The sequence below is a fragment of the Streptomyces sp. NPDC003393 genome (assembly GCF_053589015.1).
On the sequence record NZ_JBSFRB010000058.1, the window covers coordinates 13,947 to 26,690 of the forward strand.

Consider the following 12,744-nt stretch of genomic DNA (forward strand, 5'->3'; position numbering starts at 1 on the left):
CAGGTCTCCGGCTTGGCGAAGTGGAACTCCTTGCCGTGCTTCCGCGGTCGCCCGCCCCGGGGGCACGTCCACCTTCCCGTGGTTCAACGGCTCGTACATCGCGCCGTGCCCGCGCCGGTGCTCGGCCACCAGCGTCAGGTCCACCGGCGACGTCACCGGACCGTCCGGGCACAGAAACGCATCGATGAGCTCGACCAGCTCGTCCCCGCGCGCGGTCAGACAGTCGAACAAGTCGTCCAGAAAGCGTGAGGCGTTCGCGAACGCCTCGGCCGGAACAGCATCAGGCAGCAGACTCACCCTCACGGCCTTCGTACTGGTCAAGTGCCTCTTTGGTCGGAGCACATGATCGTGCGAAGGCCGCCCGCACGTCCGCCGAACAGCGGAACCAGAGATCAGGTTCGAGTGCCGTTCGGACTGGTCAGCAGGTCAGCGGCAACCGGCGAGGCATGGATCCGGCTGACGGCACGCAGGATCTCGTCTCGGCTCTTCGCCCGCTTGATCCATGCCGGAAGACGGGCCACCAAGGTCATCTTCTGTGCGCGGCGACCCCGAGGACGCGTCCCGCGTGTAGAGATACGTTTTGTCGAGCCCTGGCGCCCCTCGGCGAAGCTCTGAACCGTACAGCAGGTCAGAAGGCCTCCTCACCGAGTTCAGCAGGCGAATAGGCACCCGGCTGCCGGCCGTCTCCCGAGCGCGCACCATACTCATCAGGGGCACCACCCCCGAGCCACCGGCCACCAGCAGGACGGGCTCGGTCTGCTGCTGCTCCCAGACGAACCAGCCCCCTACGGGACCACGCAGTTCCAGTTGGTGTGCGGGTGCGAGCTCGTGTACCAGGTAGGGCGATACCTCGCCCCCCGGCAAGCGCTGAACAGTCAGTTCGAGGTATTGGCTTCCAGGGGCGGAGGCGATGGAATGGCTGCGTTGCGTGCTGTATCCGTCGTCGGCGGTCAGCCTGACATCCATATGCTGACCGGCCAGATGCCCGGGCCAGTCGGGCACGTCCAGCATCAGTGTCACTGCGGAGTCCGACTCCACGCGCCGATCCGCCGCCCCAGCGACTCGCCAGCGGATCCGGTCGCCTGGTCTCCCCTGTACCGCTGCTCTCGCCATGGGTCTCCGTAGTTGTGATAGCCGGCGCTCTCCCAGAAGCCGGGCACGTCGTCCTGCCGTAGTTCGATTCGGCGCACCCACTTCGCGGACTTCCACAGATACAGGTGCGGAACCAGCAGCCTTGCGGGTCCACCATGCTCGGGTGCCAGGTCGCTGCCGTCATAGCTGTGGACGATCCACGCCTTGCCGTCGAGCAGATCCGCAAGCGGGATGTTCGTGGTGTAATCGCCGTAGGAACTGACGAGGGCGTGCTCTGCGGCCGTCTCCACATTCGCCAGGAGGACATCCAGCGAGACTCCTCGCCAATGGGTGTCGAACTTCGACCACTTGGTCACGCAGTGCAGATCGACCGTCCGTGACTCCGAGGGCAGCCCCATCAGGCCCGCCCAGTCCCATGCGTGCCGCTGTCCTGTCTCCGTCGTGATGGACAGTTCCCACTCCTGCTGCAACACACAAGGCGTCGGCCGGCCGACAGCACGGGAAAGCTCGTGGTCTCGTACTGCCCGGACGGCAGCTTCCTGCTCTCGAGCGGCCTTCGGCCGTGGAACCCACGCGAGATGATCGGCATACCCGCACCGTCCTTGCCTAGTGCCGCATCGGGCGACGTTCGCCCCGTTGACCACCTCGCGTAGCGGCTGTCGGCGCTGTGGCGATTCCGCACCGTCCGGGGCCGCATCCTCATCGCGTGGTTCCGGATGCAGCCGCCGTTGTGGCCTGTCAGCCGGGGCTGGCCGGCGGTTCCGCGGTGCCGACGATGAAGCTGCCGCCCACGGTCCGGACATCGGCTGACCACCCCAGCGCGGCGAGCTTGCCAGTGAGCTCGCCAGCGTCGTGGAAGACCTTCACGATGCGATACGGGCTGCCGTCGTCGAGTCGACGCTGCATCGCAGGGATGGGCTCCTCGACGAGGACTTCCTCGCGGGCGGCCTCTGCAGGGCCATCGTCGACGAAGATCGCTTTGCCGTGCGGTGCGAGCGCGGCGGCGACGGTGTTCCAGAAGGCCGGTAGGCGGGATGGCGGGATGTGGGAGAGCCAGAAGGCGAAGAACACGGTGTCGTAGCGGCGCGGCGGCCGCCAGGTGAATAGGTCGGCCTGAATGAACTGGACGTTGGGGGAAGCGACCCGCGCACGCGCGATACCCAGTGTCTCGTCCGACACGTCGACAGCGGTCACTGAGCGCGCCCGAGCAGCGAGGGCTCCGGTCCACTGACCCGTTCCGCAGGCCAGCTCCAGCACGTCCCCGACAATCGGGAGGTCGTCGGCCGCAGACAGCAACTCCCGCAGTTCCTCGCGCTCGGTATAAGGCCGGTCGTATCCGTCCGCGTGGGCTCGGTAGTAGGCGATCTGCTCCGTTAAGAGGGCATCCACATCGCTGTCCATGGTCCCGACCCTAGCGCTCATGTCACCCGCCCGCCTCGCCCATGGCGACACGGGCGACAACCCGTAGGGCACGCTCCTGTCACGCGATGAAGCCGATCCAGCCAACGGGGCCAGGGACTGCTGCAGGGTTGGGTGACACCTGACCTGGCTTGCTGAGAGGCGGCCTGGAAGGATGTTGCAGTGCCCAAGCCGTATCCGAAGGAGTTCCGCGAGGATGTCGTGCGGGTCGCGCGTAACCGCGAGCCCGGCGTCACGCTGGAACAGATCGCCGCCGACTTCGGGGTCCACCCGATCACCCTGTCGAAGTGGCTGCGCCGTGCCGACACCGACGAGGACACCAGGCCGGCAGCGACGTCGGGTGAGTCGGCCGAGCTGCGCGAGGCCCGCAAACGGATCCGGCTGCTAGAGCAGGAGAACGAGGTGCTCAGGAGGGCTGCGGCGTATCTGTCGCAGGCGAACCTGCCGGCAAAATGATGTACCCGCTCGTCCGCGAGCTGGCCGCCGCCGATGCCCCTCACAGGGTGCCGGTGGCGGTGACGTGCCGGGTGCTCGGGCTGGCCCGCCAGCCCTACTACCGGTGGCTGGCCTGCCCGGTCACCGATTCCGAGCTGGCCGAGGCGTATCGGGCTGATGCGCTGTTCGACGCCCACCGTGACGATCCCCGAGTTCGGTCACCGGTTTCTGCTCGACGAGGCCCGCGCCAACGGCGAGCCGATGGCCGAGCGGACTGCCTGGCGGATCTGCCGGGACAACGGCTGGTGGAGTGTCTTCGGCAAGTCCAGGGGCCGCGGCAAGAACGCCAAAGCCGGGCCGCCGGTCCACGATGACCGGGTGCGGCGCAACTTCGCCGCCGACGGGCCGAACCTGTTGTGGCTCACCGACATCACCGAGCACCCGACTGGCGAGGGCAAGCTGTACCTGTGCGCGGTCAAGGACGTGTTCTCCGGCCGCATCGTGGGCTATTCCATCGACTCCCGGATGAAGTCCTGCCTCGCGGTGAACGCGCTGGAGTCCGCCGTCGCCCGCCGTGGCCAGGTGGCCGGGTGCATTGTGCATTCGGATCGCGGCTCGCAATTCCGGTCACGGAAGTTCGTGTCCGTTCTCGCCCGGCACAACATGGTCGGCTCGATGGGCCGGGTCGGTGCGGCCGGCGACAACGCGGCGATGGAGAGCTTCTTCGCGCTGTTGCAGAAGAACGTCCTCGACCGCCAAGTCTGGGCCACCCGGCAGGACTTGCGGATCGCGATCGTGACCTGGATCGAGCGCACCTACCACCGGCGCCGACGGCAGAGACGGCTGGCCCGTTTGACCCCCGTCGAGTACGAGACCATCATGACCCCGCCCGCAGCTCTGGCTGCATGAACCCCGCTGTCACCCGATCCTGCAGCAGTCCCCCAATGTTGCTTGATGCGGCACTAGTTTGTTCAGGCGGTCATCGTGACGGCCCCCGAATGTCAGTGCGCCCGCGGGGGCTGCGGCCAGGGTCGCTGCGCTGGCCATATTCGGCATGGGCCCAATGGTGCTCTTCTTCTTCAACGCCCTCAAGACGAGCAGCGACTACGCGACCGACTCGCTGGGCCTGCCGAAGAACTGGACGTGGAGCAACCTCGCGTCCGCATAGAGTCAGGCGAACATGGGGCCTGTGGAACTCAGTCGTCATTGTCGTCAAGACCGTCCTCATCACCTGTGTCGTGACCAGTTGCGCCGCCTACGCCCTGGCGTGGATCGAGGTGCACGGCTCTGCCGGCTTCATGACCTACCTGCTGATAGCAAGCTCACTGCCGTCTCAGATGTTCCTGACCCCTCTGTTCTTCATGTGGGCGAAAGCCGGCCTGATCTATGTCGGCCTCTTCTCGCCCTTCGGCACTGTTCGCTGTGACAATTATCCAGTCGGACGCAAAGATGCCGTTGTCCACACTTTCTTTTCATTCCACCAAGGTTCCAAGGTTCCCTAAAACTCTACTGCAACGCCGGTTCATCAGCAGCCTCGCCAGCTCGGGGAAGCGAAGAGAAGAAGTGACGACCGGTCAGTCGTTGTCCAACAAGGACCAGGGGGCGGCAGACCCCAGCGATTGGCTGGGGCTGCTGTCGCCTAATCACGTTGCAAGCACGCCACCAGAACCAAGCTAGGGAACAGCTCGAATATCCACAAGGGCCTAGCATCGAACTGCGAGGTTACCTTGCACCATCACGGTGTATGCATGTACCCAGGAGACTGCGCCAAGCTCAACTCCCGCCTACCCCGCTCCACTCCCTCCAATGATGAAAATTTTCTCACCGATTCATCGAAAAGAAGCATGTCATGGGCAAAGAAGCCAATCCTTCTCGCTCCACCCGCTCGACAGACAGCAGTCAGCGGCGCGGCGGATCCCGGCCTTGCGCAGACGTGTCGACATTTCGTCAGCTGAGAGGCCGCCACGCAGTATCCGCTTCAGCTGACCACGAGGGCCCCTGCCCGGCTGTGGAACACCTTGCGTAGATGATTACTGGACGGTGCGTGTACTGATGAACAGCAGGCCGACGATGGTGGAATCACCTCCGGATACGATCGGTGACGGCATGACGACGACCGTGGCGGCCATGCCGCTCGTGGGCCGCGGCCTGGAGCGGGCGCGATTGCGGCAGTTGCTGATGTCATCGGCGTCAGGGCAGGGTGCCGTCCTCGTGGTGCACAGCGCAGTGCCAGGGATCGGGAAGACGGCTCTGCTCGAACACGCGGCTGGGGTCGCGGTCGACCACCGGGTGGTGCGGCTCCGGGGGTCTGCCGCCGAGGCCGACCTTCCGTACTCGGCGGTACACCTGCTGTGCACAGACCTGGCGGACGAACTCACGGAGCTCGGGCAGCCCCGCCGTGAGGCTCTTCAAACGGCTGTGGGTCTACGGGCCGGCCCCCCTCCGGACCGGCTGCTCGTCTGTGTCGCCGTTCTGGAGCTGCTGACTCTGGCGGCTCGGACACGGCCGCTGCTGTGCATCGTCGATGATGTGCAGTGGCTCGACGAGCCCTCGGCTCACGTTTTCGCGTTCGTCGCCCGCAGGGTGGGACCTGTGCGTGTCGCCCTGTTGTTCGCCGACCGCGGCAACAGTCTCAGCGGGCTGCCGTGTCTCGTTCTCGACCGACTGAACCACTCCGACGCCCGCAAACTCCTCCAGGCGGTGCTCCCCTCGTCGATGGAGGAGGCCGTGGTCGAGAGAATCGTGGCGGAGGCACGGGGCAATCCGCTGGTCCTGCTCGACGCGGTACGGGGCGCGTCGCCTGCGCAACTCGCCGGAGGGTATGGCGTGGTCGCGTCGCACAGTGCCGAGGACGCCGCCGTAGTCGCGTTGACACCCGACAGCAGACTCCTGCTGCTTCTGGCGGCGGCCGAGCCGTTGGGGGACCCGGCGCGACTGTGGCGGGCCGCCGCTCGTGCGGGTATCGCGCCGCAGACCGCGGAACCGCTGGAATTGGCAGGCCTGGTGTCCTTCGGTGCCTGGGTCACCTTTCGTGATCCACGATTGCGGTGGTCGGTCTACGGCCAGGCATCTCCCGCGGAACGGCGCCGAGTCCACGATGCACTTGCCATGACGACTGATCCGGTGACCGAGCCAGACCGGCATGTGTGGCACCTCTCCCAAGCGTTGACGGGACCGGACGACGGCGTCGGTGCCAGGCTGGCGCGCAGTGCGGGCGCGGCCCGGGAACGAGGTGGTCTCGCTGCGGCAGCGGCCTTCCTGGAGCGTGCCGCCGTTTGCACCGTGACCCCTTCGCTGCGCACGGAGCGGGCGATCACGGCGGCGCAGGTCTCTCACGCGGCCGGTGCCGTCGATGCCGCCGTACGACTGCTGGCCTTGGCCGAACTCGGACCTGTGGACGCCCCGAACCGTGCACGGATGAAGCGTCTCCGCGCACGTATGGCCTTCGACAGCACACGCGATCGCGCGGCAGTGGCGCAGTTGCTCGAATCAGCCGAGGACCTCGACGCCTGCGAACCGTCACTCGCCACAGAGGCCTACCTGGAGGCCATGACCGCCGCGACGTTCACAGGTCACCTGGACCTCTTCCGCACGGTCCTGCCCGAGCTGGCGCGGCGGCAGCCGCGAGGTGCCGGTCGGCTGCTCGAAAGTGTGGCGCTGCGTTGTACGAACGGCTATGCGGCAGCTGTCGAGCCGCTCAAGCTCGCCTTGAAGACCCTGGAGCAGAACGACGAGGACGACCGGCGCTCACGCCTGCTGGTCTGTCTCATAGCTGCGGATCTGTGGGACGACGACACCTGGCACGAGGTGACTCGGACCGAGGTGGAGCGGGCGCGAGCAGAAGGGGCGCGGACGATCCTGCCCTACGTGCTCGCCCACCGGGCCCTGATGAAGGTGCAGACCGGCTGCCTGGCCACTGGCCAGGCGCTGCTCGATGAGTCGAGGGCGATAGCCGACGAGACGGGAGCGCCGTCGTTCGCCCACATGGACGCGTTGCTCAGTGCGTGGCGCGGCCGGGAACATCCCGCCCTGAGCGTGCCGGGGAACGCCCGCCACGACGGTGGTGCCATCGCCTTCGGGATCACGGGGTATGCGGCCGCGGTCTTGCACAACGCACTCGGCGCGTACGGGGAGGCCGCCGCCTCGGTACGTGACGTGCTCAACGGCGACAGCCTCGCGTGGGAAGGCTTGTCCCTGGCGGAGCTCATCGAGGGCGCGGCGCGCTCCGGCGAGGCCGGCACAGCCTCGGCCGCTCTGGAACGGCTCTCCGAACAGACCTGCCTGAGTGGGACGGACTGGGCGTTGGGCGTCCAAGCTCGGTCGCGTGCCTTGCTGCACGAGGGCCCTGAAGCTGAGGACCTCTACATCGAGGCGATCGAGCGGCTGGGAAGGTCACGCATCCGGACCGACTTGGCTCGCGCGCAACTCGTGTACGGCGAGTGGCTGCGCCGACAGGGCCGGCGGATCGACGCGCGGCAAGTCCTGCGTACCGCTCACGAGTCGTTCCTCCACATGGGTGCGGACGCATTCGCCGACCGGGCGATGCGTGAAGTGCTCGCCACGGGAGAGCGAGCGCGGAGGCGAGTCCCGGAGACCCGTTCCCAGCTGACTCCACAGGAGTGGCGCATCGCGTCCCTGGCCCGCGACGGTCGGTCCAATCCGGAGATCGCCACCGCGCTGTCCATCAGTTCACGCACCGTCGAGTATCACCTGCACAAGGTGTTCACCAAGCTGTGCATCACCTCTCGCACCAAGCTGCACCTGGTGCTGTCGGGCGGTGAGACAGCATGATGACGATCCCGGCTTCCGCTCCTCTGTCGGCCCGTGTTCCACGCGCTGATCACTCACCTTTCGATGCGTGGTCGTCCGGGGCCCCGCGTCCGTCCGTCGGATGTACCCACGTCATTGTCCTGCCGAGACGCTCCCGTGCCGAAAGAAGCATCGCCGGGCCTCTTCTGTTTGAGTCGTCGAAAGCCGTCGTCTGACACACGGGAGGCATCGGCCATGTGCTTGGCCGTCGCAGACGGTAAGAACGGTGTAACCGCTGCGGCTAATGAAGGTACGGACGCGGTGCGCGGGCGCGCCGTCGGAGACCACCCGGCAGCGTCGCCGGGCACCTGCCCAGCGACCAGGAGGAGACCCGATGACTCAGACCACACCGGACTATCCGGGGCTGATCGTGCCGCTCGGGCACGTCGAACCGGTACCGCGCCGAATCCGCGGGTTCGTGGACGGCCGCTGCATCTTCGACACCGTGCGAGCCCGGTATCTGTGGCTCTGGCCGGGATATCCGCAGTACTGCATCCCACGGGAGGAGGTGGAGGAAGGGGTGCTGGTCGACGAGGGGTCGTCAGTGAAACTCACGGTGGGCCGGGCGCAACGCCATGCGCTGCGCTCGGACGCGGGGGCTCGTCACGGAGCAGCCTGGGTGTGGGGGGACGCCGGGCCCGCGGCTGTCCACGATCACGTCAGCTTCCGCTGGGAGTCAGTGGACGCCTGGTTCGAGGAGGACGAACAGGTATTCGTCCATCCGAGAAACCCCTACACACGGGTCGACGCGCTCCGATCGAGCCGAGCCGTCCGTATCGAGCTCGACGGGACGGTAGTGGCCGACGCGCCGGTATCGGTGATGGTTTTCGAAACTGGGCTGCCGACACGTTACTACCTTGATCGTCCATATATCGACTGGTCCCGGATGGTGCCCTCCGAAACGGTGACCGGATGCCCCTACAAGGGGGAAACAAGCGGATACTGGTCGGTCCGTACGGATACGGCTGTCCACTCCGATGTCGCTTGGGCCTACGACTTTCCGACCCACCAGCTCGCGCCCATCGCGGGCATGGTGGCGTTCTACGACGAGGCCGTCGACGTGTACCGCGATGGCCGGCTGCTGCCCCGGCCCACGGCGGTCAACAGAGCCCTATGGGAGAAGCAGCACCGCGGGTGACGGGCCGCGAACACCTGGAGCCGGCGCGACGTCGGAACGGCGAACGCCCCCCACCATCCCCCGCACTCACTCACCGCTCTCTCAGGGAGGACCCTCGTTGTGCTTAGCCTCGACAGCGCCCGGAGCACCGAGCAGTTGAGGGAACCCCTCCCGGGAGGCCCCGCGTCCAACCTGACCTGATCACGCGTCATATCCGAAGTCGGACCGGGTCGGTACATCTGGTACAGGCTCGTAGCGGCGTTCGCCGCGGAACAGGTGGGTCAAAAAAGGGCTGTCGAATGTACACGCAGTGCGCATGACCACACTGCACCCGGTTCACAGTCCCTGACATGCTCGTGCCCGGCGGCGCCGAAGGCTCAGACCCCGGCTTCCCCGGCCACGCACATGGCCGCGCCAACGTTGCCCGCGTCGTTGTGCAGCTGCGCCGGAACGACCTTCGTCCTGACACCGTCGAGAAGGTGCAGGAATTTCTCCGACTCCCGGCTGATCCCGCCACCGATGATGATCAGCTCGGGGGAGAACAGCCTGTCGACGTGGGCGAGATACTCCTTGACCCGGCCCGCCCACTCCTTCCAGCTCAGTTCTCCCTCTTCCTTGGCCCTGCCGGAGACGAGCCGCTCGGCGTCATGCCCCCACAGTTCGAGGTGACCGAGCTCGATGTTGGGTACGAGGACACCATCGTTGAACAGAGCACTGCCGATGCCGGTCCCGAACGTCAGCAGGACGACCGTCCCCCGATGTCCCATGGCGGCGCCGGAACGCACCTCCGCCAGGCCCGCTGCGTCCGCGTCGTTGACCACCGTCACAGGGAGGCCACCGAGGCGCTCGCTGAACAGGGCGCGCGCGTCCATGTCGATCCAGGCCCGGTCGACATTGCTCGCCGAACGGATCGTGGACCGCACGGTCACCACACCTGGAAAGGTGAGTCCCACCGGCCCCGACCAGCCGAAATGGTCGACAACCTGCTTGACGCCGTCCGTCACTCCGGCAACCGTGGCGGGGTGAGGGGTGCGTACCTTGAAACGCTCCCGGGACAGAGCGCCCTTGTCCAGATCGACCGGGGCTCCCTTAATTCCGGATCCGCCGATGTCCACTCCGAAAGCCAGCATGACACCACCCTAGAGCGTTCCTCCGCCGCGTCGGAATGGCGATCGCCGGAGCGTCCTGGCTCGCCGCGCCCAGTCACCGAGAACTTCAAGCAGTCGGACATTCCTTGTTTCTGGCCAGAGCGAATAAAAGAGGAATGTTTCACCCCTTCGCCTCACCTCCGGTGACTTCTACTCTTTCCGTAGAACGCACCCTAGAGCCGACGTTCGGTCCGTGCAAGGCTGTTCCGTTCATCGGATCGACACAGTGGAGGAACCTTCGTGAATGAGATGCCCCTCGTGCTCGACCCCACAGGCCGTCGTCGACTGGAGGAGGAACGGGCCTTGCATGCGGCCCAAGGGCCGGTACTTGTGGACATTCTCGGGGAGAAGGCCTGGGCCGTTGGGCACCAGGAACTCCTCATGAAGCTCCTGACCGACGATCGCGTGTCGAAGGATCCGCGGCAGCACTGGCCCCGTTTCATCTCCGGCCAAATTGTCGGAAAGTGGCCGCTGTATCTGCAAGTCGCCGTGAACAACATGTTCACGGCCTACGGGGCTGACCACCGCCGTCTGCGACGCCTGGTGAGTCCGGCGTTCACCGCCCGACGGACTGCGCAGCTCATCCCTTCCATCGCCAGCAATACCGATGCCCTCCTCGATGGAATCGCCTCTTCGCAGTCCGACGTCGTCGATCTCAGGGCGGGCTTCGCTGCTCGTCTTCCGGTCGCGGTCATCAGCGACATGCTGGGAATCCCACAGGTGATGCGAAACGGTTTCCGGGCCACCATCGACAAGATATGGGATACGACTTCCAGCCCGGAGGAAGCCGTTCGCGCCACGCAAGACGTGTACCAGATGCTCAACGACCTCGTTGCACACAAGCGCACAGCACCGGGTGACGACCTCACGACGGCACTGATAAATTCTCGGGACGATGAGGGTGACGGATCCTCCCTGGATGAGGAGGAGCTTGTCGACACCCTTCTTCTGGTCATCGCCGCGGGTTACGAGACCACCATCAACCTGCTGGATTCAGCGATCACCGCGATGCTCCTCAATCAGGACCAGCTGGCTCTGGTCGAGGAGGGTTCGGTGCAGTGGTCGGCCGTCATCGAGGAGACACTCCGCTACGCGGCGCCGGTGAGCCACATCCCCATGCGTTATGCAGTCGAGGACATTCCGCTTCCGACTGTGACCATCCGAAAGGGAGACGCCATTCTGGCGTCCTACGGAGCGGCAAGCCGAGACCCCGAGGTGCACGGGGAGAGTTCGGAGATGTTCGACGCCACCCGTTCCGATATGCGGCACGTCGCCTTCGGACACGGCGTCCACTACTGCCTCGGGGCGCCGCTCGCCCGTGCGGAGGCCGTCACGGCGCTCCCCCGGCTGTTCACCCGGTTTCCGTACATGCGCCTTGCGGTCGCTCCCGAAGACCTGGAGCCACTGCCCAGCATCATGGGAAACGGTCACTCGACACTCCCGGTCCGTCTGAACATGTCGGAGAGCCAGGACCCCGTGCACGGGCCGGCACTGGGGGCCCGGCGCGGACGCCGGGCGTGATGGTGTTCTCTCTCCGGCCCTGAGCCACTTGCGGACCGGCAACGAGTCGACGCCGTGACGCCCCTGCTCATTCACCGCGGAAGCGGTCCAGAGCGGCTGCGGTGAGAGTGGTGATCGCCGGGCGGAGGGCCGTGGGGAGGCGCGCCGCGAAGTGGGACGAGTGGCTGGGAGGCGGTGGTGCGGTCAGGGGTGTTCGGAGCGTGTTCTCCGGCGCGAGCGCTCCCAGCGTCCGGTAGACCAACGGGTTGTCCTGGTGGCCGTGGAGGGCGATTCCGGTGTCGCCGCAGAGGGGGAAGTCCTCCGTCGCCATCGAGCCGGGACAGGACGCGGGCCGGGCCCAGGAGTCGGGTGTAGGCGCGCGCACTGCCTCCGCCGTGGTGGTGAGGTCGCATCGCAGGACTGACGCCAGAAATAATCTAACCTTTAAAAAGCTGTTGACAGGTTAAGTCGAGGATGGTCCACTGTAACTAACCCCTTAAATCGAGGTTGGAGGTCACCATGACCAGGCCCCTCACGAGCCCGCCGTCACCTTCCAGGTCTCGTAGTCTCGCGGGAACCTCGCAGGCGGTCATGACGGACCGGCCTCAGGGCGAACGGCCGGCCCGCCCGGTATCGCCCGTCTCAGCACCCCGACCGGGATCGGCGATGAACCGCCTAGAGCGCACGTTCGAGTCCACTCCGCAATCCGTCAAGGAGGCACGGGGCTTCGTAACCTTCGCCGTCGGTTGCCACGTGGACACCGCGCGCACCGACGACATACGAAGCTGCGTCTCCGAACTGGCGAGCAACGCCGTTCTCCACACAGACAGCAGCTGTGGGCGCTACACCGTGAAGATATGCGTGGACCGACACGGATGTGTGCGGCTGGAAGTGCACGACCAGGACCGCGTCGAGCCCCAGGCCTTGGCGGAAAACTCGGACAGCGATTCAACACACGGGCGAGGCCTGTTCATCGTCAAGAATCTGTCGGACACCTGGGGGATAGAGAGCTCTCCCCTGGGCAAGATTGTCTGGTTGCATTTCTGCGGCGAAACGCAAGAGGAAATGCACAATGCCTGTGAGACTTGCCCGGAAGAAACGCCCGCCGCAGCGGCCTGACCCACTCCTGACACAAGCGACAAAAGCGAGGTAGCTACCCCTGAGACGCCGTATGTACATGGTAAGCGCAGGTGTCGTGCTCGCTGCCTCGGCTACGGCCTGCAC

Annotated in this window: 9 protein-coding genes and 4 pseudogenes; 7 read left to right on the forward strand and 6 right to left on the reverse strand. The window is 66.0% G+C overall.

Features of this window, described 5'->3' with window-relative positions; genetic code table 11:
• Positions 1 to 3: 3 nt before the first annotated feature.
• The 4 genes and pseudogenes from ACWDUZ_RS35330 to ACWDUZ_RS35345 all read right to left on the reverse strand — a co-directional run.
• Positions 4 to 297 (reverse strand): annotated as a pseudogene (locus tag ACWDUZ_RS35330) (transposase); the annotation flags it as partial.
• 129 nt (positions 298 to 426) lie between these two features.
• Positions 427 to 1,011, reverse strand: a complete 585-nt coding sequence (locus ACWDUZ_RS35335) for an FAD-binding oxidoreductase (protein ID WP_451635938.1) — start codon at positions 1,009 to 1,011, stop codon at positions 427 to 429.
• A 74-nt stretch (positions 1,012 to 1,085) separates the two neighbouring features.
• Positions 1,086 to 1,681: pseudogene (locus ACWDUZ_RS35340) on the reverse strand (molybdopterin-dependent oxidoreductase); the annotation flags it as partial.
• 149 nt (positions 1,682 to 1,830) lie between these two features.
• Positions 1,831 to 2,493, reverse strand: coding sequence for a class I SAM-dependent methyltransferase (locus tag ACWDUZ_RS35345; protein WP_451635917.1), 663 nt, complete (start codon positions 2,491 to 2,493; stop codon positions 1,831 to 1,833).
• A 180-nt stretch (positions 2,494 to 2,673) separates the two neighbouring features.
• Between ACWDUZ_RS35345 and ACWDUZ_RS35350 the strand changes: the two are divergent.
• From ACWDUZ_RS35350 to ACWDUZ_RS35370, 5 genes and pseudogenes are all read left to right on the forward strand, one after another.
• Positions 2,674 to 3,855 (forward strand): annotated as a pseudogene (locus tag ACWDUZ_RS35350) (IS3 family transposase).
• A gap of 329 nt (positions 3,856 to 4,184) precedes the next feature.
• Positions 4,185 to 4,448, forward strand: coding sequence for a hypothetical protein (locus ACWDUZ_RS35355; RefSeq protein ID WP_451635918.1), 264 nt, complete (start codon positions 4,185 to 4,187; stop codon positions 4,446 to 4,448).
• A gap of 676 nt (positions 4,449 to 5,124) precedes the next feature.
• Positions 5,125 to 5,478 (forward strand): annotated as a pseudogene (locus ACWDUZ_RS35360) (AAA family ATPase); the annotation flags it as partial.
• 183 nt (positions 5,479 to 5,661) lie between these two features.
• Complete coding sequence (locus ACWDUZ_RS35365) at positions 5,662 to 7,737, forward strand: helix-turn-helix transcriptional regulator (RefSeq protein ID WP_451635939.1); 2,076 nt, start codon at positions 5,662 to 5,664, stop codon at positions 7,735 to 7,737.
• Positions 7,738 to 8,089: 352 nt separating this feature from the next.
• Positions 8,090 to 8,893 (forward strand): DUF427 domain-containing protein, encoded by an 804-nt coding sequence (locus tag ACWDUZ_RS35370; protein WP_451635919.1) that lies wholly within the window; start codon positions 8,090 to 8,092, stop codon positions 8,891 to 8,893.
• Between the two features lie 356 nt (positions 8,894 to 9,249).
• Here the strand turns inward: ACWDUZ_RS35370 and ppgK are convergent, their stop codons facing one another.
• Positions 9,250 to 10,002, reverse strand: a complete 753-nt coding sequence (ppgK, locus tag ACWDUZ_RS35375) for a polyphosphate--glucose phosphotransferase (RefSeq protein ID WP_451635920.1) — start codon at positions 10,000 to 10,002, stop codon at positions 9,250 to 9,252.
• Between the two features lie 267 nt (positions 10,003 to 10,269).
• Between ppgK and ACWDUZ_RS35380 the strand changes: the two genes are divergently transcribed.
• Complete coding sequence (locus ACWDUZ_RS35380; protein WP_451635940.1) at positions 10,270 to 11,541, forward strand: cytochrome P450 family protein; 1,272 nt, start codon at positions 10,270 to 10,272, stop codon at positions 11,539 to 11,541.
• Between the two features lie 67 nt (positions 11,542 to 11,608).
• On the opposite strand, the gene ACWDUZ_RS35385 is transcribed toward ACWDUZ_RS35380, so the two are convergent.
• Positions 11,609 to 11,851, reverse strand: a complete 243-nt coding sequence (locus ACWDUZ_RS35385) for a hypothetical protein (RefSeq protein WP_451635921.1) — start codon at positions 11,849 to 11,851, stop codon at positions 11,609 to 11,611.
• Between the two features lie 335 nt (positions 11,852 to 12,186).
• Between ACWDUZ_RS35385 and ACWDUZ_RS35390 the strand changes: the two genes are divergently transcribed.
• Entirely contained in the window at positions 12,187 to 12,639 is a 453-nt protein-coding gene (locus ACWDUZ_RS35390; protein ID WP_451635922.1) for an ATP-binding protein, read from the forward strand.
• Positions 12,640 to 12,744 lie beyond the last annotated feature (105 nt).

Coding starts and splice junctions, on each gene's coding strand:
- ACWDUZ_RS35370 (WP_451635919.1), top strand. CDS start 8,090: ATGACTCAGACCACACCGGACTATCCGGGGCTGATCGTGCCGCTCGGG.
- ACWDUZ_RS35335 (WP_451635938.1), bottom strand. CDS start 1,011: ATGCTGGACGTGCCCGACTGGCCCGGGCATCTGGCCGGTCAGCATATG.
- ACWDUZ_RS35390 (WP_451635922.1), top strand. CDS start 12,187: ATGAACCGCCTAGAGCGCACGTTCGAGTCCACTCCGCAATCCGTCAAG.
- ACWDUZ_RS35345 (WP_451635917.1), bottom strand. CDS start 2,493: ATGGACAGCGATGTGGATGCCCTCTTAACGGAGCAGATCGCCTACTAC.
- ACWDUZ_RS35385 (WP_451635921.1), bottom strand. CDS start 11,851: ATGGCGACGGAGGACTTCCCCCTCTGCGGCGACACCGGAATCGCCCTC.
- ACWDUZ_RS35380 (WP_451635940.1), top strand. CDS start 10,270: ATGCCCCTCGTGCTCGACCCCACAGGCCGTCGTCGACTGGAGGAGGAA.
- ppgK (WP_451635920.1), bottom strand. CDS start 10,002: ATGCTGGCTTTCGGAGTGGACATCGGCGGATCCGGAATTAAGGGAGCC.
- ACWDUZ_RS35365 (WP_451635939.1), top strand. CDS start 5,662: ATGGAGGAGGCCGTGGTCGAGAGAATCGTGGCGGAGGCACGGGGCAAT.